The organism is Candidatus Zixiibacteriota bacterium, assembly GCA_021159005.1.
Classification (GTDB): Bacteria; Zixibacteria; MSB-5A5; order UBA10806; family 4484-95; genus JAGGSN01.
The window spans coordinates 41,617-62,234 of record JAGGSN010000195.1; the positions used below are offsets into that span (position 1 = coordinate 41,617).

13 protein-coding genes are annotated in these 20,618 nt (G+C 40.1%); 6 read left to right on the top strand and 7 right to left on the bottom strand.

All coding sequences use genetic code 11. The features are described 5' to 3' along the window. Positions 1-38: 38 nt before the first annotated feature. Entirely contained in the window at positions 39-1,925 is a 1,887-nt protein-coding gene (locus J7K40_12455; protein MCD6163202.1) for an ABC-F family ATP-binding cassette domain-containing protein, read from the top strand. After that, positions 1,900-3,462 carry a hypothetical protein gene (locus J7K40_12460; GenBank protein MCD6163203.1) on the top strand — a complete coding sequence of 521 codons (1,563 nt, stop codon included), beginning with the start codon at positions 1,900-1,902 and terminating at the stop codon, positions 3,460-3,462. Before J7K40_12455 ends, J7K40_12460 begins: the two co-directional genes overlap by 26 nt. Before the next feature lie 6 nt (positions 3,463-3,468). On the opposite strand, the gene J7K40_12465 is transcribed toward J7K40_12460, so the two are convergent. The 7 genes from J7K40_12465 to J7K40_12495 all read right to left on the bottom strand — a co-directional run bounded on the left by J7K40_12465 (position 3,469) and on the right by J7K40_12495 (position 11,659). Beyond that, the gene (locus tag J7K40_12465) at positions 3,469-4,119 is read right to left on the bottom strand and encodes an RloB domain-containing protein (protein ID MCD6163204.1); all 651 of its coding nucleotides are present in this window, start codon (positions 4,117-4,119) and stop codon (positions 3,469-3,471) included. Continuing rightward, positions 4,112-5,395, bottom strand: coding sequence for an ATP-binding protein (locus J7K40_12470; protein MCD6163205.1), 1,284 nt, complete (start codon positions 5,393-5,395; stop codon positions 4,112-4,114). Before J7K40_12470 ends, J7K40_12465 begins: the two co-directional genes overlap by 8 nt. Before the next feature lie 175 nt (positions 5,396-5,570). After that, positions 5,571-7,139: a glutamine-hydrolyzing GMP synthase gene (guaA, locus tag J7K40_12475; GenBank protein MCD6163206.1), complete on the bottom strand. Its 1,569-nt coding sequence runs from the start codon at positions 7,137-7,139 to the stop codon at positions 5,571-5,573. Beyond that, on the bottom strand, positions 7,139-8,752 hold the full coding sequence (gene nadB, locus J7K40_12480; protein MCD6163207.1) for an L-aspartate oxidase: 1,614 nt from the start codon (positions 8,750-8,752) through the stop codon (positions 7,139-7,141). The genes guaA and nadB overlap by 1 nt, the downstream gene beginning before the upstream one ends. Then, entirely contained in the window at positions 8,749-9,768 is a 1,020-nt protein-coding gene (lpxK, locus tag J7K40_12485; protein ID MCD6163208.1) for a tetraacyldisaccharide 4'-kinase, read from the bottom strand. The genes nadB and lpxK overlap by 4 nt, the downstream gene beginning before the upstream one ends. After that, positions 9,765-11,021, bottom strand: coding sequence for a hypothetical protein (locus J7K40_12490; protein ID MCD6163209.1), 1,257 nt, complete (start codon positions 11,019-11,021; stop codon positions 9,765-9,767). The genes lpxK and J7K40_12490 overlap by 4 nt, the downstream gene beginning before the upstream one ends. Continuing rightward, positions 11,012-11,659, bottom strand: coding sequence for a lysophospholipid acyltransferase family protein (locus J7K40_12495; GenBank protein MCD6163210.1), 648 nt, complete (start codon positions 11,657-11,659; stop codon positions 11,012-11,014). The genes J7K40_12490 and J7K40_12495 overlap by 10 nt, the downstream gene beginning before the upstream one ends. 302 nt (positions 11,660-11,961) lie before the next feature. Here J7K40_12495 and J7K40_12500 point away from each other — a divergent pair, with 302 nt between their 5' ends. The 4 genes from J7K40_12500 (at position 11,962) to J7K40_12515 (ending at position 20,618) form a co-directional block, all read left to right on the top strand. Continuing rightward, positions 11,962-12,639 (top strand): DUF554 domain-containing protein, encoded by a 678-nt coding sequence (locus J7K40_12500; GenBank protein ID MCD6163211.1) that lies wholly within the window; start codon positions 11,962-11,964, stop codon positions 12,637-12,639. 43 nt (positions 12,640-12,682) lie between these two features. Then, complete coding sequence (locus J7K40_12505) at positions 12,683-13,762, top strand: class II fructose-bisphosphate aldolase (protein ID MCD6163212.1); 1,080 nt, start codon at positions 12,683-12,685, stop codon at positions 13,760-13,762. 180 nt (positions 13,763-13,942) lie between these two features. Continuing rightward, positions 13,943-17,899 (top strand): type IX secretion system sortase PorU, encoded by a 3,957-nt coding sequence (gene porU, locus J7K40_12510; GenBank protein ID MCD6163213.1) that lies wholly within the window; start codon positions 13,943-13,945, stop codon positions 17,897-17,899. A gap of 142 nt (positions 17,900-18,041) precedes the next feature. Further along, positions 18,042-20,618 (top strand): PorV/PorQ family protein, encoded by a 2,577-nt coding sequence (locus J7K40_12515; GenBank protein MCD6163214.1) that lies wholly within the window; start codon positions 18,042-18,044, stop codon positions 20,616-20,618.

Genomic DNA, 20,618 nt, shown 5'->3' on the forward strand with positions numbered 1-20,618 from the left:
TAATTGCTTTATCATTCAATAATAATTACATTTCGCTTATGATTATTGCTTCGATTTCAAACCTAACCAAATCTTACCCATCGATAAGGGTTTTAGATGATATTTGCCTCGCTATTAAAAGCGGCGAAAAGATTGGTCTGGTTGGCGCTAATGGCACTGGAAAAACTACTTTGCTTGAGATTATTTTCGGCTTAGTCGATATTGAATCGGGTTCTGTGGATATTATCAAGGGTACTAAAGTAGAATACCTGCCCCAATCGTTTGCCGATTCTATTGATAACAAGAACAAAATCGATGTAAGCTTATTCGATTTTGTCAGGTCTGGTTTCGGGGAATTGCTGACCTTAAAGGAAAAAATCGAAAGCCTCGAGAAAAAGATTTCAGCCGGTTTGGCAACCCGAAAGGAAAAAAACAGATACAGCGAGGCGCTTCATTCATTTGAATTTCACAATGGCTATGGCATTGAAGCTCGGGTTGAGAAAATTATGGCCGGTTTGGGGTTTTCAAAGGATATGTTTGATGTAAGCTTAGGCATATTGTCGGGCGGTGAGAAGAATCGAGCACTGCTTGCCCGCCTTTTAGTGGTTAACCCCGATTTTATGCTTTTAGACGAGCCAACCAACCATTTGGATATTAATGGCATCGAGTTTTTGGAAAATTATCTGAAAACATCGCCGTCAGCAGCCCTTATAGTCTCGCACGATAGGCGGTTTTTAGACCGCACTGTCAACAAAATATGGGAAATTCATGCCGCCAGAATAAAGTCATATCAGGGAAACTACAGCGTATATTTGCAGGCCAAATCGAAACAGGAGGAATTAGAGCTTAAGGCATATAATCAACAGCGGGAGTTCATAAAAAAAACCAAAACATTTATTGCCAAAAATATAGCCGGACAAAAAACAAAACAAGCTCAATCGCGACGGAAAATGCTGGCCCGGCTTGAACGCCTTAACAAACCTGCCTCAGCAGAAAAAAGCATCGGAATCAGATTAGATGATATTGCCAGGTCTGACCGTATAATCTGCCGATTCGATGGCGTTAAATTCAGTTATGAAGAAAAGCCTATTTTGAAGAGTGCTGAATTCACAATTGAAAGAGGCGAAAAAATCGGGCTTATTGGCAGCAACGGGTCGGGAAAGACAACTATTCTCGAACTGGCAGCTAACAGGATTAAACAAGACAGCGGTGAAATAATTCGCGGGAAAAAGATAACTCCGGGCTATTTCCGTCAAATTCGGGATGAGTTTCGCCCCGCTGATAAAGTCATCGATATAATCGCCCGTGTTTTGCCTGATTATACCGAGGGCAAGCAGCGCGATTATTTAGCCTCATTTTTATTTGTGGGCGATGATGTTTTCAGGCAGATTGGGACATTCTCCGGAGGCCAGCAAAGCCGTCTTGCCTTAGCTATGCTTTTAGCAAAACAGCCGAATTTCTTAGCGCTTGATGAGCCGACCAATCACCTCGATATCCAATCACGCGAGGTCTTGGAGCAAGCTCTCGCCGAATACAACGGAACCTTGCTGGTAGTTTCGCATGACAGGTATTTCCTCGATAGTGTAGTAGATAAAATCTATAATCTACATGATGGTTATATTAAAACATATCTCGGTAATTATTCATATTTCGAATCTAAAAGGCTTGAAATAAAACAAGCGGCTGAAAAGATTATTAAAGCAAAAACCCCAAAAACCATAAAACAGAAAAACAAAAGGATTAATCCTCTCATAATTCAAAAAATCGAAAAAGAAATTGAATCGCTGGAACTGAAACTAACTGATATTGAAACTATGATTATTTCCAGAGAACACATTTCTGATTGGGCAAAACTTCAGTCTATGCAGGATGAGAAAAATGAACTGGAAAAAAAGATTCTTTTAATGTATGAAAAGCTTGATGAACTTACATCGACTGAAAAATAATATCTACCGGAATAGCAAGCTGATTCTAATTCTGTTCGCATTTTTTATGCTGTTTTATATTATGATGCCCAACAATAACCAGGGGTATGATTCATACAGCTACGCTCTTACGGTACGTGATGGCGGCGACCTTTTTCACCCTCATCACCTTTTATACGGTTTGTTCGGTTATTTGCTTTATCAACTATTCATGTTCATCGGCATTGATAGCTTAAAAATGCTTTCGCTTATAAACTCTATTGCCGGGTCAATCGCCCTTACGGTTATTTTTGCAATCATCAGAAAAAGAAGCGGCGATTTTATAGCCATCATCGCCGCCGCTGCAGCGGGATTTCTATATTCTTTCTGGTATTATTCAACCTCGGCGGAGGTAAACATGCCGGCTTTGATGTTTCTGCTTCTGGCGCTTCATTACCTGATAGATAAAAAAGCATCAATTGTAAATTCGGCTGCAGTATATATGCTGCTTGCGGCGGGTATATTTTTTCATCAGATATTGATACTGGCTTTGCTGCCTATAATGATTTATGATTATCTGCAAAAGAAATTGCTGGCTGATACTATCAAATATGCCTTGCCTGGCATACTGTTTTGCGGTTTGATCTATTTGACAGTCGCTGTATTCGAGGCATCGGAAATAAGCATCAGCGGCATCTATGGCTGGCTGACATTCTACAGCCATCTAGGCGTCTGGGGCGGCTTTGGCAAATCAAATATCGTATCCGCTATTTGGGGGCTGGCTAAAACATTTTATGGCGGCGATATTATCCGTAATATTTTCTACAGCGGGCAATGGTCGTTCGGCGCAATTGCTTTTCTGGTTGCCGCTTTCTCAATAATGCTTGGCTTGATATATCTGCTATTAAATGCCTGTCTATATATGGCAAGGCAAAAATCCAAACGGCTGTGGCTAATACTTTCATTGATTGTAATATTCAAACTGTTTGCTTTATGGTGGGCGCCTGCCGATGATGGTTTCTGGCTGTATCCGGCTGTGTTGTTGATGGTATTCATTTTTAGCTGCGATGCTATTTTTGTCAACTGCAAGAGAGGGTTAAAAATTGCGGTGGTTGCCGGTGTTATTCTATTAGCGGTAATCAATATTTCGATGGAGTTTATCCCATCGACTGATAAGAAAAACTCGGTATTTTTACAGGGCGCTGATTCTTTTAAGCGGCTCGGTTTGACATCCGATGACTTAGTGATAACAAGCTATTCTCAGATGCGTCTGGCTTATGAGTATCATTATAATGTTTATGTGCCTACTGCCTGCCTGATGTTTTTAGAGCCGGGCGACAATGATAAAACCATCGCCGATTATTACAATTGGATTGACAGCGCACTTAAAAAAGGCAGAGTGATAATATTCGAGAACGAGATTTACCCGGAGCGTTCGAGGCATTATCTGTTCGAGCGTTTCAGCCCGGATGATTATGTTCGGATTTATGGCAGATATTTAGACCGTCTAACGGCAGTTGATTCGGTTATGGTTTACGGCAATTGGGTGCGGTTGTTTGAGATTTTGCCAGGGGAATAGTGAAAATCAGGATTGCATTTTAAAGAGATGCTCTACTAATTTATAAACATGCGTTGACGGATTACACTTTCTTAAATCATTACCCCATTGCTTTTCATTTATTACTTCTATAGAATTTTGTATAGCGGTATCTTTTCGCTCAAGAACTTTTTCAATTATACTAAGATCGCTTTCATAGTAAGAACTATGATAGTTTTTAAGCAGTCTAATGGTCTCATCACAACTTTGCATTAACCTACTTGTTTTTTCAAAATGTAATAGATACCAGTATTCAAAACAGGGATTGCTTAGAATAATTTTGATTTTGTGTTTTTGAGCTTTATTATATGCTTGATCAAGAGTTTCTTGAGGATGTGGAGCCTCAACATCAATTACACACCATATTGAATCATAAGGATCTTTAATTCTGTTTTTTTCAACATTTTCTTGCTCCTTAATCGCATTATCGACAACTTGTATAGCTGCTGCTTTATTCCTTTTGCTAACAACTTTAATTATCAAAGAAGAATTTCTGAATTGTTGTTTAATTATCTTAAAGTATTGATGTTCAGTCTTATATCCTTCACATGCAATTAAAATTCTTTCTCTTACATGCTTTTTGGGCTTGCGTCGCTTTATTTCGGCATCTTTGAGAAACTTACGTCCTTTACTAACCATCTAAACCAAATTCCTCAAGTATCGGAATAGCGCCATATCTTCCCGATAGATAGCCTCTCTGCAACGCTTCGTTTTTACGAGGTTTATAATCTGATAGCGGATATAATTGTGTAGCGCCGTATTTATCTTTTTCTGTAAACCATATTTGATCTCTTCTAAGCAATTCTGAATTCATAAGAGTCGTATCATGAGTAGCGAAGATTAGCTGAGAGCCTTTTTGATTAACATCTGAATTTTGAAAATACTTAATTAATTCATGAGCTAATAAAGGATGTAAACTTTCTTCTAGCTCATCAATTATTAAGGTATCCCTGGAAGCTATTGAATCTAAAATTGGTCCTATTAGATGGAAAAATCTCTGTGTCCCATCAGATTCATTCAACAATGGAAACTCAATATTTTTATTATTGATTATATTCTGATGCGTGAACTTAACATCATATGAAGATTTTTCCATTTCAAATAGGATATCTTTTTGAATTATGTTAGGCATTTTATCGGGAAAATCAGGTTTTTCAAATTGCTTTTTTGTAACATTAATATTGGATATCCCAAAATCAGCTTTCCTAAGCAAATCTATAATATGATTCGTAAGTTTATTTTTTAATCTCTCGTCATTACTTGAAAAATAACATAACATAGCAGTAAATAGTTCGATACTACTATTTTTTGCTATAAATGCAAGATGTTTATTAAACCACTTATATATTTGGGTTAGTTGCTCATTATTCCATTGTGCACCAACAGATGTAAACAAAGAGTTATTGCGGGTTTTGTCTGCTATTTTTTGTTTATCACCTTTAAGAAAAGACCCAAATTTCCATTCAGTTTCATCTTTTTTCTCATCATATATCCGTTGAAACCATAATTGAGATCTACCTTCAGGAGATGCAAACAACCATTCATCATGAATTCTTTCTCTTGTTGTTGTAAAACCATATTGATATCGCACATCATTATAATAAAATATTACTTCAAAAGAACTTGGCTCTTTGCTTAAATTGTCATCAAGAAAAAATGGCTCTATCGGTAATTCAGATTCAGGTTTTTGGTTTGCTGAATTACTGACAATTATTTTCATTGTAGATAGCGCTTTAATAAGATTACTTTTTCCTGATGCATTAGGTCCATATATTCCAGCTGATTTAAGCAATCGCAGTTTACCTGCAGGCATACAATTATCAGGCAATGTTTTTTTATCATTACTCGCCACCATACTAAGCGTCTGCTCATCACGAAAAGACCGATAATTCTTTACTCTAAATTCTACTAACATTTGACTCTCCGGCTAATTTAACACCGTATTTCGCACATTATCTGCATAAACTAACCTTATATTCGGTTTGTTCCCCATTTAATTTAATAATTAATTATTATTATGCAACAAAAATCTTAATAAAATCGCCTAATAAATACATAACTATCTATATTTACTTACTGCTTTATTTATCTCACTCCCACTCAATAGTAGCCGGCGGCTTGCTCGATATGTCATACACAACCCGATTAATCCCCTTCACCTCGTTTATAATCCGGTTGGAAACATTCGCCAAAAAATCATCCGGTAAACGCGCCCAATCCGCTGTCATGGCATCGGTGGAGGTAACAGCTCGCAAAGCAACCACATTCTCATAAGTGCGCTCATCGCCCATCACGCCAACACTCTTAACCGGCAACAACACACAAAACGCCTGCCAGGTTTTATCATACAGCTTGTTTTTATGAAGCTCCTTTATGAAAATATCATCAGCTTTGCGCAATAATTCCAGCCTATCCCAGGTAATTGAGCCGATAATGCGTACCGCCAAACCCGGACCCGGGAACGGATGACGCCAGATAAGATGTTTCGGCAGGTTAAGTTTGATGCCAACCGCTCGCACCTCATCCTTGAAAAGCTCTTTAAGCGGTTCGATAAGCTTTAAGCCCATCCGCTTGGGCAAACCGCCGACATTATGATGTGATTTAATTGTAGCCGATGGCCCCTTAAACGAAATCGATTCGATTAAATCGGGATAAAGCGTCCCCTGAGCAAGATATTTTATCTTTTTAGTGTTTAATGTTTTTTGGAGTTTCTTGGCTTCCTGAGAGAAAACCTCTATAAATGTCCGCCCAATAATCTTTCTCTTTCGTTCGGGATTAGCAATTCCGGTAAGGCGCTTCAAAAACAATGCGGATGAATCGACTAACCTAAGATTTAATTTGAATTTCTTAAAAGAGTTAATTACCTCCTGCGCTTCATTGAGACGCAGCAGACCGTTATTAATAAAGACACAATTAAGATTTTCGCCTATGGCTCTATTAAGAAGCATCGCCGTTACGGTTGAATCAACGCCGCCGGAAAGCGCGCATATAACTTTCTGACCGCTAAGCTGTTCTTTTAATGATTTCACCTGAGATTTTATAAACGAAGCAGGCGTCCAGTTAGCTTTGGCGCCGCAAATATCAAATATGAAATTAGCGAGGATAGTATTGCCGTATTCGGTATGAGCAACCTCCGGATGAAACTGAAGAGCATAGATATTTTTCGCCTTATTTTCGATAACAGCATGAGGCAGAGTTTCCGTAAAGGCTGTCGTGCTAAATCCATCAGCCAGCTTAACAACCGAATCGCCATGGCTCATCCAGACTTTCGATGATTTAGGCACGTTCTTAAGCAGTTTCGAGCGCGTACCGGATAAATTCTGCGATTTGCGGCTAAGTATCGAGGGACCATATTCGCGATTTTTAGCGCGCTTGACTTTCCCGCCAAACAGTTCGGTTATATGCTGAAGCCCATAACATATACCCAATACCGGCAAGCCAAGATTAAGCCAGCCCGGGTCTATACGGGGCGCATCTTTATCATGCACCGATGACGGTCCGCCGGAAAGGATAATGCCTTTCAGATTATTATCAGTCGCGGATGGCGGCACAGCATCATATTTAACCAACTCGGAATAAACGTTGTTTTCGCGTATTTTACGGGTTATAAGTTGAGAATATTGCGAGCCGAAATCTAATATCAGAATCTTATCAGTCATTATTTTTCCTTATTAAAATTCCTTTGGATGATAGTATTATGTTTGTAATTCTTATCATCCCTATCGGGATAATCGATATTATAATGCAAACCGCGCGATTCTTTCCGTTTGAGTGCGCACCTGATTAGCATTAAAGCAACATCTGCTATATTACGAAGCTGAAGCACCTCTGGGCGGATAGGATTTTTACGGTAGAACTGCTCGATATGTTTGCGCATAATAAGACAGCGGTCATAGGCTTTATTCAACCTGTTATTGGAACGGACAATGCCGACATAATCCCACATTAAATTGCGGATTGTCTGCTGGTCGTGAGAAACAACAACCCATTCCTTATGATCGAACACTTTAGATTCATCCCAATCAGGCAAATAATGTTTTCGCCTTTTTTTTATTTTCGCAAAGTTTTTTTTAGTCCATTCGGCTGCAAAATCGGCAAAAGCTACTGCCTCCAAAAGCGAGTTTGAAGCTAAACGATTTGCGCCGTGCATACCAGTGCAGGCCACCTCGCCGGCGGCAAGGAGATATTTCATAGAGGTACAGCCGTTTAAATCTGTAAGCGCGCCGCCGCAAAAATAATGCGCCGCCGGAACTACCGGTATGGGTTCTTTAGCCGGGTCGATGCCAATACTTCGGCATTTCCCGACAATTGTTGGAAAGCGCTCTTCAAGAAATGATTTGCTGCGGTTCGTAATATCAAGATAAACGCAATCATCGCCGGTTTGTTTCAAAACCATATCTATAGCGCGCGCAACAACATCACGGGGAGCCAGTTCCGCCATCTTATGCTGACCCTCCATAAACCGGCGGCCATCGGAGGATATAAGCAAACCGCCCTCGCCGCGAACAGCCTCAGTGATTAAAAATGGCTCTTCATTTACAGCATAAAGCCGAGTTGGATGAAACTGAACAAACTCAAGATTGGCTACTTTAACTCCCGCACGGTAAGCCATCGCAATTCCATCGCCGGTAGCAATGCCGGGGTTAGTCGTATGCTGATAAACATAGCCTGCGCCGCCAGTCGCCAGAAGCGTTAAGCGCGCGTGGAATGTTTCTACCTGCATCCGTTGATTGTCATACACATAAACGCCGTAACAGCTCGGGCCGCTTTTAGGCGTTTCCTTGCCCAGTTGATGCTGAGTGATTATATCTATCGCTGAATTATTTTCATAAAGATCGATATTTTTATGTTTTGCCAATGATTCTAAAAGGGCATTTTCAATATTCCGGCCGGTATGGTCTGCCGAATGAACTACCCGTTTCTGAGAATGACCGCCCTCACGGCCAAGATCAAACTGCCCGCGTTTACGGGTAAATTTTACGCCTAATTCGGCCAACTCATTAATATACCTTGGCCCTGATTTGATTACTTTTTCGACAACTGCGCTATCGCAAATGCCGCCGCCAGTTTTTATCGTATCATTAATGTGATTCTCGAAACTATCAGTCTTGCTAAAAACTGAGGCTATCCCGCCCTGGGCATAGTTTGTCGAGGTATCCATTCGATTTTTCTTAGTGATAATCGCCACCCTGCCAAGATGAGCCGTCTTTAAGGCATACATCAAACCGGCAATACCGGAACCGATTATCAAAATGTCATATTCTTTACTCATAATTTAAGCTTTTCTCTAAATTCATCAACTTGTCCATTGCCAGATTGATCAATAATATCTATCTCTAACTTAGCGAAATATACATCATAATCACCAAAATTTAAACCCTCAATTTTTACCGCATCCTTAAAAGTTACAACAAAAATCTCCGCTTTCTGTTTCCGGGCTGCCTGTATAAGGATGTCAATTTCCTCCTGCACATAGCAATGATGGTCTCTAAACCTGATGAAATTTATTGGCTTCAAACCAATTCTATTCAGACTTTCACCAAATTTGGCAGGCGAACCAAGCCCGCAGAATGCGATTGCTCTTTTGGCCGCTATCTCATCAATACCTGCTTTTTTACCATCAGCGATGTTTTGAAAACCGGTTATTTTCGAGGCTGACCAGAATAGTTTTATCCCACCCTCATTGCTGATAGTTTGTTTCTCCATAGACTGAATATCATTATAGGAAGTATAAATGATAATATCAGCCCGACGAAGAGCCTCCGGCGGCTCGCGAAGCAATCCGTAGGGAATATATCCGCCCGGTCCTAAAGGATTCGACCAATCGAGACAGACAATATCAATATCGCGATAAATCCTTCGATGCTGAAAGCCATCGTCAATAATAATTAGTTCAGCGCCATCAGAGGCGGCTTTAATGGCGGCTTCGGTTTTCGATTTGCAGACATATATCCGCACATTATCTGTCGAACGAATCATCTCTAACGGCTCATCGCCGGCATCGCTCCAATTAGAACTAGCGCTGATTTCAATCAGCCCTTTGGCTTTTCGTTTATATCCTCTGGCGACAATAGCTGTTTTATAGCCGGCTTTTACAGATAGATTGGCAATCTTAATCGCCAGCGGAGTCTTGCCGGTTCCGCCGACTGTAATATTACCAACAGAGATTACTTTGCAGGGAAGTTTTACCTGCTTGGTATGGCTGTAATATAAATCCCAGAGGAATATAACCGCCCCGTAAATCAGCGAGAACGGCCATAGCATAGCTTTCGGTAAAGACGGCATCATAATAAATCCGTTAGTTTATCGGCAATCTTTTTTGATACGCCGATATGCGATATAACTGCCTGCTTGGCTTTTTCGCCGGCTGCTTTTGTCAGTGTTTTATCAGCGGCAAATTTCAGGATTAACTTGGTTAATTCGGCGCTGTTTTTAACATATTCTGCTCCCCCGCTGTCAATTAGAATATCAGCGAAAAGGCGGCTGTTATCCATATAAGGTCCAAAACATACTGCGCAGCCCGATGAGGCTGGTTCAAGCGGGTCATGGCCGCCGATTTTAACCAGCGAGCCTCCTATAAATGCCAAATCCGTAAAACGATAAAGGCCGCCAAGCTCGCCCATTGTGTCAAGTATTAATATAGATTTGTCTTTAAATGATTGGCTGGTAAATTTGCTTCTCTTGATATATGAAAGGCTTGCCATTTGCATAGCTGTTTCCAGATTGTTTAAATCTTTCATGTGGCGCGGGGCAATTACTATTCTATATTTAGCAATCTGGTTGGAAATATTGCCTGCCGTTTTGACGATGATTTTAATTTCACCGGCTCTTACCGAACCTGCAATAAAAACAAAAGGTTTACCGATGGTCAGGAAGTCCGTTATTACTTTATCGGGAGGCTTGGGGTTTGTGAGTAATACCTGATCGAATTTGGCATTACCGTAAACCGCAACATTGGCAGGCGCCGCGCCAAGCTTTAGAAATCTTTCCGAGTCATTATCGGTTTGAGTTATAATATAATCAATATCCCTTAGCATATTGGATGACAGAGGAATCAAAAACTTGTAATACCTGAAAGATTTATTGGATATGCGGCCATTAACCAAGGCTATTTTCGCGCCTGATTTATGCATCTGTTTTATCAAAGCCGGCCATAATTCTGTTTCGACTAATATAAAAAGCGATGGTTTCATTTTTTTAATAACCCTGTTAACAATAAAAACCAAATCAGCTGGAAGATAGAAGGCTTCAATATTAAACGGCATTTTTTCAGCTTTAGCTTTGCCTGTTTTGGTAATAGTTGTAATTATAATCCGCATATCCGGAGCCAGTTTTATTAACTCGGGCAATATCGTGGAAATAATTTTTTGTTCGCCCATTGAGGCGGCGTGAAACCAGACTGTTTTCCTGTTATCCGGAACGAAATTCCAAATACCCAGCCTTTCTTTTACTCCATGACCGCCAAAAATTGCTCTTAATAAAAGATACGGACAGGCTATTATAATCCCTATTATGAGCAATATTTGATAAATTATAAACAATTTTCTATCTCGTTTAATGCCTTGGCTAATTGATTGGCTTGTTCTTTAATTTGTTTATGCCCGGAGATTTCCCCAATCTGGATTGGCGCGCCGAAACATACAACCACCTTGGCAAATGGTTTGGGAATCTCGAATTTATCCCATGATGACAATACCCATTTCTTAGAGCTATTGCAGGTGATTGGCACAATTGGCAGTCCTGTTTTTGACGCAAGGTATATCGAGCCCGGTTTAAAAATGCCTTTTGGGCCGCGAGGACCATCAGCGGTAAATGCCAGATACCGGACATCTTTGTTCTTCAACATCGATACTAAACCGGCGGCGCCGCCTTTTGTAGATGAGCCGCGTATCGGATGATAACCCATGCAGGCGACAATACGGGCAATAATTTCCCCATCAAAATGGGATGATATTAATATCCCCACATTATTTTTCTGTTGAGTATAGGCTAAGCCCAGAATATGGTTATGCCAGAAGCAGTAAATCCGCTTTTTATCAGTATTATTCTGCGGATTCATGTCAGTATAGCCAGCCAATTTGACTTTCCAGGTAAGGCCTAACAGGTTAATTAACAGATAACCCAGAAAACCGGCAAAAAAGAGCATGAGTTTCTGTTTTAATGTAAAAGTATTAGCCATAATATTATTGATATTAAATCAGCGGATTCATAAAGTCAATTTATATATAGTATTCAAGCAAATGAATATGTATTTGTCGAGGGATATGAACTTTTAAAGCAGGTTGTTGTGAAGTAGGATAACCTGCCGATTTCCTGTCAAGCAAAACGTGTCAGTTCATCCGCCTTAGGCGGACTGCGAACTGACACAACATCAAATGGCATTATATAGTGGTTGGCGTACGTCCTCGTGCGCCAACAACAATAGGCAAATCATAAAAATACTTGCCATAATTATATCGAACTCTTATATCATTTCATATTATGGTTGGATTTATTGTCAATACAGGCGCCGTTCTTACCGGTTCTGCTTTAGGCCTTATTACCGGCGGAAAGCTTAAAGATAAATATAAGAGCATAATATTAACCTCTCTTGGGCTTGTAACTGTATTAATTGGCATAAAGATGGCTGTAAAAACCGAAAGTGTATTAATTGTAGTCGGCTCATTGGTTTTCGGCGGGCTTATCGGGCAATGGCTTCAAATTGAGGAAAAACTTGCTAAGCTTGGCGATTATTTAAAAAAGAGAACCGGTTCATCCAGCAGCGATTTCGTTTTGGGCTTTGTAACCGCCTCACTGCTTTTTTGCGTCGGGCCGATGACGATAGTCGGTTCATTTGAGGATGGCCTTTATAATAGTAGCGAACTTATTTTCATCAAGTCGCTTATGGATGGTTTTGCAGCGATGGCTCTATCGGCGGCACTGGGTGCCGGGGTGTTGTTTTCGGCAATAGTCGTGTTTGTTTATCAGGGTGCTTTAACTTTAACGGCCAGATATTTTCAAACTTTCTTGAGTGAAATGGTGATAAATGAGATGTCGGCAACCGGCGGAGTGATTATGCTTGGAATAGCCATAAACCTTCTCGGTTTAGCCAAGATTAAAGTTGGCAATCTTTTACCGGCATTAATATTGGCGGTATTAATAACATGGTTGATAAATTAGATTTGGAACATATGCTCGATAACAAAAGTTAGAAGGAGTTAAGATGGCATATACAAAACTGTTAGAAAAAGTGCCGGATTCAATCAAGGCGAAACTTGGCTCAAAAAGCAAAGTATGTCTTCTCAACAGCAAGGATATTTTCGAGACTATCCGCGATAAAAAAATAATCATGATGGCTTGCAATATCCGTATCAAACATGTGGTGCCGGGGATTATGAAAGCCGCTCAGGAACTGGATGCAATAGTCGGGTTTGAACTGGCTAAAAGCGAGGGACATATCGATGGCGGCTATACCGGTCAAACGCCCCGGATATTTTTCGAGATGCTGGTTGATTATGCCGAAAAAACAGGACTCGAAATGCCCTTTTTCATTCATGGCGATCATATTACCGTAAAAAATACCAGCGATAAGGAAGTCGAAGCGGCTAAGGCTTTAATCAGAGCCGAGTTGGATGCCGGATACACTTCCTATGCTATTGATGCATCATTTAATGAGCATGAAGACAATTTACGCATTACAACGATGTTAGCCCAGCCGATAATTGATGCCGGATGGGGTCTTGAGGTTGAGGTTGGCGAGGTGAAATCTGCCGGCCAGAAGGGGGAAATTACTACTGTTGAGGAAGGTCAGTCTTTTATCGATGGTCTCTGGGAAAAGGGTGTTAAGCCGAATCTTTTAGCAATCAACAACGGTTCAAAACATGGCAATTATCTCGAAGGCGAAGAAGTTAGTATTGACCTAAACCGAACCGGTGAAATTTATCAGGCAATCAAAGATAAGGGAGTCAGAATTGCTCAGCATGGAATAACAGGCACGCCGCTTCACTTAGTAGGTAAATTTGCCGATTATGGTATACGTAAGGGAAATGTAGGCACTCAATGGCAGAATATTGCGCATGATAATTTACCGCCTGATTTAATGGCGCAGATGAAACAATGGGCAGAAAAGGAAAGTAAAAGTATTAAGATGGCGGCAAAACCGTTTAAAAAGGAAATTGACAGTATTCCGGACAAATATACCAAGGCCGCCGAAGACGATGCATATAAAACGGCGTGTGATTTTATTAAGGGTTTTAGGGCTGAAGGCTCGGCATCATTTATAAATAAGGAGATTGCAGGCTAAAGTCGCTTGACAATAGTTTAATTTTGTATATCTTTTGCCTAAGAGAAAGGAGTTTTTATCGTATCTGGCTAAAGGAACGACGGTATTTGAGCCGAACTAAAACAGAAGAGTAAATCCTTGAAGCCAGAATAATAATCCGGTTATTATAATATTTTTTACCGGATTTGCAGGGAGGAGTTGATGAAACTCATCGGGGATGCGATAAAAACAATCATATTAATTTCTCTGCTTATTAGCCCCGCTATTGCAGACAATTATATATTCGATAACGATATACGGGTTGTTTCATCCGATGAATCAGGAATCACATTTACTTATAATGCGCCTGATATTGCGCTGGAGAGTGTTAACGGTTACCCGAAACAATATAAATTTCCATCTATGTCCCACACTATGCAAAGCTGCATTGCCGGCAAGCCCTTGCTTCCTGTTAAGGTAATTCCGGTTGGAATGCCGTTTTCGGCAAAGCCAACTATAACAATTATTAGCCAGAATTATACTCGAATCGGTGAAGTTGAAGTTCCGAATTATATTCAAGAATCATCGGAAAAGCAGTTTCAAGCCAAAGCATCCAAGCAAACGCTGTATAAAAATTGGCCGCCGCAAATCGCTTCATTGGGCAAACAGGAAATTATCAGGGGATTAAAGGTTATTAAAATCAATCTTACCGCCGCCAAAATAGAAAATGGAGCTTTATATAAAGCTCAGTCTATTACCGTAAGAGTTGATTATAATTATGATAATCAGTTAAAACGTCAGCAGCCCCGTCCTATAGGCAAAGTTTATGATAAAATTCTTAACAGTGTTGTCGCTAATTATGCTATCGCTAAAAACTGGCGTGTTTACTGGCCGCCAATACCATTCAAATCCATGACGGCTCAGTCATCTTTTGATTCCTCTGAGGTTTGGCTAAAACTTGAAGCAACCAGCTCCGGAATCTATAAAATCTCAAGGTTTCAGTTGAGCGCCGCGGGCATAGATATAGATGAAGTTGATCCCCGCGAGCTTAGAATATTTTATGGCGGCGGATTGGAGCTTTCTACCGATAATGATGACCCTCGTCCCCAGTTTAGAGAGATACCGATTTATTTTTATGGTTCCGAGGATGGTATATTTAACGATGGCGATTATTTGCTTTTTTACGCCGAATCTGTTGATCGTTACGAATATGATGATAATAGTCAAGAATTCGACTATATATTAAACCATTATACTTCAAAAAATGTCTACTGGCTGACTTATGGCAGCAGTTTTGCAGGCTCGCCAAGAAGATGGAATAATATCGATAGTTCTCCGGATGGTTCGTACAGCTATGCTGTTGACAAATATAATGAGTATGTTCATCAGGAAAAAGAAAACATAATGAAAATAATTTCGGATAATTATTTCGAATGCTACTGGGGTTTCAATAAGGAATTTTCTGCGAATGTCAGGCTCGCTAATGTCGTTGCCGGCAACAATGCTGTTATTAAATTAAGAACTGACTCCGGTTTTGATGAATTAACTGTCAATAATTCTCCGGCAACAAGAATTGACTATATGAATGGCTTTTCGACATATCACACCACAAATCTAAATAGCGGAACCAGTTTTAACGATATTTCATTAATCGATAATAGCGAGGCTTTTCATCTCGATTATATTGATATTATTTACAACCGCTGGTTGACAATAGATGATAATGAATTAAAATTTTACAGCCCCGACACCGCAGGCATAGTGGAATATCGCCTAACTAATGTTCCGTCTGACTATTTGCTTTTAGATATTACTTATCCTGACAGCGTTTCCAGATTAATAAACGCAGAATTAGTTGGAGACAGCCTGGAATTTCATAATGTTCGCGATGCTAAGCGTACATTTTATCTTGCCAGTCCAGCAGCTTATAAAAACTTATACAATATCTCACTATATGATCCTTTAGCCGACAATCTCCGTTCGACATCCAATAGCGCTGAATATATAATTATTACTCATGAAGAATTTTATGACCAGTCATTGGCATTAGCCGCCCATAGGGAGAACATATCGCCCGGCATGACTGCAAAAGTAGTAAAAATTGAGGATATTTATAATCAGTTTAGTTGGGGACTTTTCGACCCTCTGGCTATTAGAGATTTCTTGAAATATGCTTTCGAAAACTGGGCAGACCCTCAACCATCATATGTGGTTTTGGTTGGGGATGGTCATTACGATTATCGCAATAATATATATTCGGGCGGTTTAATGTTTATACCGCCGTACGAAGTTTCGCCCGGATTTGGTTCTGATGAAAACTATGTTTATTTCGGCACTTATGGCTACCTCGATTCCGACAGCGATGATAGCCCCGATATGATTATTGGCAGATTGCCGGCTAATAATACCGATCAGATGGAAGTTATGCTGAATAAAATTATTAATTATGAGGCTAACCCAACGATGGGAAGGTGGCGTAATAATATAATTATTGCTGCTGATGATAATTTAACCGCTGGCGATACCCATGAAACGTATCATACGACTCAGGCTGAAACCTTAGCTAATTTTCATGTGCCAGGCTCATTTGAAATACAAAAAATATACCTTATGGAATATCCGATTAGAGCCGGCAATGCTAAACCAGACGCTCGCAATGACCTAATCAGCGCTTTTAATGATGGCGGTCTTATTGTCAATTGGATTGGCCATGGCCATAAAAGCTTATGGGCGCATGAATTTTTATTTAGACGCGTTGAGGATATGCCCTATCTTAATAATCTCGATAAATTACCCCTAATAATATCAGCCTCGTGTTCAATCGGATTTTTCGATCACCCTATCGAACAGGGATTATCGGAAGATTTTATCCGTCATCCTAATGGTGGAGGAATAGCCTCAATAGCCGCTACCAGATTGGTTGGCGGAGGGTCTAACAGCACCTTGAATAAGGAAATATTTGATCAATTGCTGGTGAGTGAATTAAAATCGTTCGGCGAGGCTCTATATATCGCAAAATATTTGCGCCAAAGCAGTAATAGCAGGAAATTCATGTTGATGGGAGACCCCGCCTTAATCGCAGGCAAACCCAATTTAGATATTACATTTAGCCATCAACCCGATTCATTAACAGGCTTAACGGTTGATTCGCTGGCTGGTTATGTTTGTGATGATAATGGTGATACTCTAACAGATTTTAACGGCACGGTTTGGGTTCTGGTTAAGGACGCATCGATTAACAGAAATAAAATTTTATTGAATTATAACAATGTTCCTCTCGTTCCGGAATCAACCATTGAATATATTTTACCAGGACCAACAATATTTATTGGTCCTGCTGAAATTGTAAACGGCTATTTTTCAACATCCTTTTTTATCCCCAAGGATGTAACCTATGGCGGAACAAGCGGCAAGATTTATGTTTATTTTGAAAATGGCGAGAACGATGGTTCGGGAGTTACAGATACGCTTGCGATTACCGGAAACTTTTCGGCTGAGGAGGATTCAACCGGTCCTGCGATTGAAATTTTATATAAAGACCAAAGCTTGAGCAGCAGTATTGTCGCCGTATCGACAAAGCCTGAATTTGAAGTTAGATTATTTGATGAACACGGTATTAATATTACCGGCTCTATGGGACATGAAATTCGGATGAAAATTGATAATGGCGATCTGTATTCGATGGATATAACCGATAATTTCGTATTTGATATGGGCGATTGGCAGCAAGGCGCCGCAATATTCGAAATTGAAAATTTACCGGTTGGCGAACATCAGATTTCCCTAAAAGCTTGGGACAACTATAACAACTCATCATTGCTTACTGCCTGCATTCAGGCGTACGAGAATGAACAATTTGCTATTAAGGAGGTTATGAACTATCCCAATCCTGTAAGGCATGCCGACTCGACATCATTTCAGTATATGCTTACCAATGATGCTGAAAAAGTATCGCTGAAAATATTCACCTTAGCTGGCAGGAAAGTCAAAAGCTTCAATTTGTATGATCCCGAACATACATCCAGCGGCTACAGATACATAGCTTACAATCTTCGAGATGATGACAACGATAAACTTGCTACGGGCGTATACATTTATAAAATTGAGGCGGTAGGAACGGGAATCGATAACATAGAGAGGAAGTCAAATTTTCAATCGAAATTGGTGATTTTCAGATGATTTCAAAGAAATGTTGATTTTGTTAATTTAATTTATAATATACTAAGTTTGCAATTTGAAAGCAATGAAAGAGGTAAGAACTGAATAAGACTAATTACTTGACGATAACATATTCAATCGGATGATAATTATGGAGGAGAAAATGAAAAAATCACTGGTTTGCTTGCCGGTTTTGATGATATTGCTAACTGCTAGTCTCTTTGGACAGGTTTCTCAGAACGCTGTGCCGTTTTTATTGATTGCTCCGGGAGCAAGGGCTGGCGGAATGGGAGAAACATTCGTGGCGATTGCCAATGATGCAACCGCTGTTCATTGGAATCCGGCAGGTTTGGGCAGATACCCATTATCACCAGATTGGATAGAGCATACAACCTCAGAAGGTCAGGAAATCACAAAAATCGCTCTGGTTAAAAACGATCTACCTGATATTAACTTCAAGCAGTATGATATTTGGGCAATTATCAATGGTCATCTGGCAAAGTATAAAGAGGGAGAATGGATAACTAAAATAGTTCAGCGCTTGGATAAGGGTAGGTCGATAAAAAGCATCATTCTTCGCTATACCGGTATGGATGAGGAACAAGTAAAACCCTATTACGATAAATTAGTCAGTCTCAATAGTGAATTTGCGCTGGAAAGAATCGACTCGCTTGAGTTGGCGTTATTGCCGTACATTCCGGATGACTATCAATATATAGAAGAGATAACTAACGGATTCGAACGCCTCAAAACTGCCTGGGGCGATTTAAAAATTGCCCAAAATGATTTTACTGTATTTGAGGACATGGTCAATAACAGCCTTTCGGATGACCAGATGTCAATCTCTGAACTTGATTCTATTGCTTTCGGGTTTGACCCGATAATTAAAAAAAGAGCGATTGAAAAAATCGAAATTCCTTTGGATATAGTCTTAAATTCACCTATTAATTGCCTTGAATCTCATGGAGGCATGCTGTATGTGGGCGCCGATGATGGTTTTTTCCGTTATGACCCAAAAAGAAGAAAATGGAAACGATACGGTCTTGACGACAACCTTCCCTCATTGAAAATAACCGCTTTGGCAAAATATCGCCGTAAAAGCATAGTTATTGGAACTGATAAGGGAATAGTATATTATGATGGAGCTAAGATTAAAAACTATGCTCCCGATACAAACGCGCCATCCGAACCTATCGCCTATATTTCCACCGCCGGCAATCGCAATGTATGGGCGGCAACTTCCAAAGATTTATATTATTTTAATAGTAAGGAATGGAAGAATTATCACACCCGCGAGGTTACAATTGGCGAGGATTTAGATAATATTATCGAATCGTTTTATAGGGCTATCGCCGTAATTGATAAAGAAAACTTAAAAAATAAAATTACAGACTTTAATGGTATCAAGGGCGATATAGCGGTTGGCCAGAAAATAAAACTTCCTTATAAGCCTGTTATCCGCGGTAGGGTTCTATCGATGTCGTCTAAGGATAAAATATTATGGATAGGCACCAGCCGCGGTGTTGTTATGTTTAACGGCGAGTCTTTCTTCCATTTCGGGTATAGGCAATATACTGCTGAAAAAGAAACCTCGGTTGAAAATATTGCCAGGGAATTATTGCCCGATCCAACTCCCGAAAAAATCCAGCAGTTGGTTAAAATGATTAAGCAATACAACAGGCTGGATAGTGATACCGTAGCAGAGGGCAAGAGCGTGATGGTTTATGCCAACGCTTTAGGTTCTCCCATTCTCTCCATTGCGGTGCCATCATCAAAGAAAGCTTATATTGGCACATCGTTTGGGGTTGTTGAATTCAATGACGGGATATGGAGCAGATTTCCCAAATTGGAGTTAGCGAAAATACCTGCTCATACAATCAAAACAGAATCGGGTGAGATGTGGTTCGCGACTGCTAATAAAGTGTTTATTTTATCTAAGGCTCAAAAGCAAATTACCTTTATGCATTCTAATTATTTGGTTCAGCTTGCTGTTGATGATGATCTCTATTTTGAATTCTTCTCGTTTGTTTATCCAACAAGCGAGTGGGGGACATTTGGTATTGGCGTAACATACTTATCGATGGGAGAGATGCTTCGAACGACCGAAACTGGCGAACCAGCGGGCAATTTTTATCCCTACGATATGGCTGTTACCGTGTCATACGGCACCAGATTGATGAAAAATCTGTCAGCCGGTTTGTCGGCCCGGTATATAAATTCCCACTTGTCGGATTTTGGCGCCGGCGCTGAAAGAGGTTCGGGCACTGGCTTTTCATTCGCAATGGATGGCGGTTTACTTTACGATATATCCCCAAAAACAACTTTTGCAGCTACCGTAACCAATATCGGACCGGATATCTCCTATATCGATACCGACCAGGCTGATCCGCTCCCGCGCAAGCTGGCAGTGGCTATGGCTTATAAAGTGGTTGACTCGCCATATAATAAATTAACGGTTATTGGTGAAGCCGACAAACTGCTTTTAGATCTTAATGATGATATTAAGACAGAAATCAAAGAAATCATTCCGCATATAGGAATGGAATATTGGTATTCCAATTATGTGTCGTTAAGAGCCGGCTATATTTATGATGAAATAGGCGTGCAGAGATATTTTACATTAGGCGCTTCGATGCAATGGACGAATTACCGATTTGATTTCTCTTATGTGCCGGAATCTGATGCAGATTATAATCGTATGGGAGATACCATGCGCTTCTCTATGAATGTTTGTTTTTAA

Coding starts and splice junctions, on each gene's coding strand:
- J7K40_12515 (MCD6163214.1), top strand. CDS start 18,042: ATGAAAAAATCACTGGTTTGCTTGCCGGTTTTGATGATATTGCTAACT.
- J7K40_12460 (MCD6163203.1), top strand. CDS start 1,900: ATGAACTTACATCGACTGAAAAATAATATCTACCGGAATAGCAAGCTG.
- J7K40_12470 (MCD6163205.1), bottom strand. CDS start 5,395: ATGTTAGTAGAATTTAGAGTAAAGAATTATCGGTCTTTTCGTGATGAG.
- J7K40_12465 (MCD6163204.1), bottom strand. CDS start 4,119: ATGGTTAGTAAAGGACGTAAGTTTCTCAAAGATGCCGAAATAAAGCGA.
- lpxK (MCD6163208.1), bottom strand. CDS start 9,768: ATGATGCCGTCTTTACCGAAAGCTATGCTATGGCCGTTCTCGCTGATT.
- guaA (MCD6163206.1), bottom strand. CDS start 7,139: ATGACTGATAAGATTCTGATATTAGATTTCGGCTCGCAATATTCTCAA.
- porU (MCD6163213.1), top strand. CDS start 13,943: ATGAAACTCATCGGGGATGCGATAAAAACAATCATATTAATTTCTCTG.
- J7K40_12455 (MCD6163202.1), top strand. CDS start 39: ATGATTATTGCTTCGATTTCAAACCTAACCAAATCTTACCCATCGATA.
- J7K40_12505 (MCD6163212.1), top strand. CDS start 12,683: ATGGCATATACAAAACTGTTAGAAAAAGTGCCGGATTCAATCAAGGCG.
- J7K40_12495 (MCD6163210.1), bottom strand. CDS start 11,659: ATGGCTAATACTTTTACATTAAAACAGAAACTCATGCTCTTTTTTGCC.
- nadB (MCD6163207.1), bottom strand. CDS start 8,752: ATGAGTAAAGAATATGACATTTTGATAATCGGTTCCGGTATTGCCGGT.
- J7K40_12500 (MCD6163211.1), top strand. CDS start 11,962: ATGGTTGGATTTATTGTCAATACAGGCGCCGTTCTTACCGGTTCTGCT.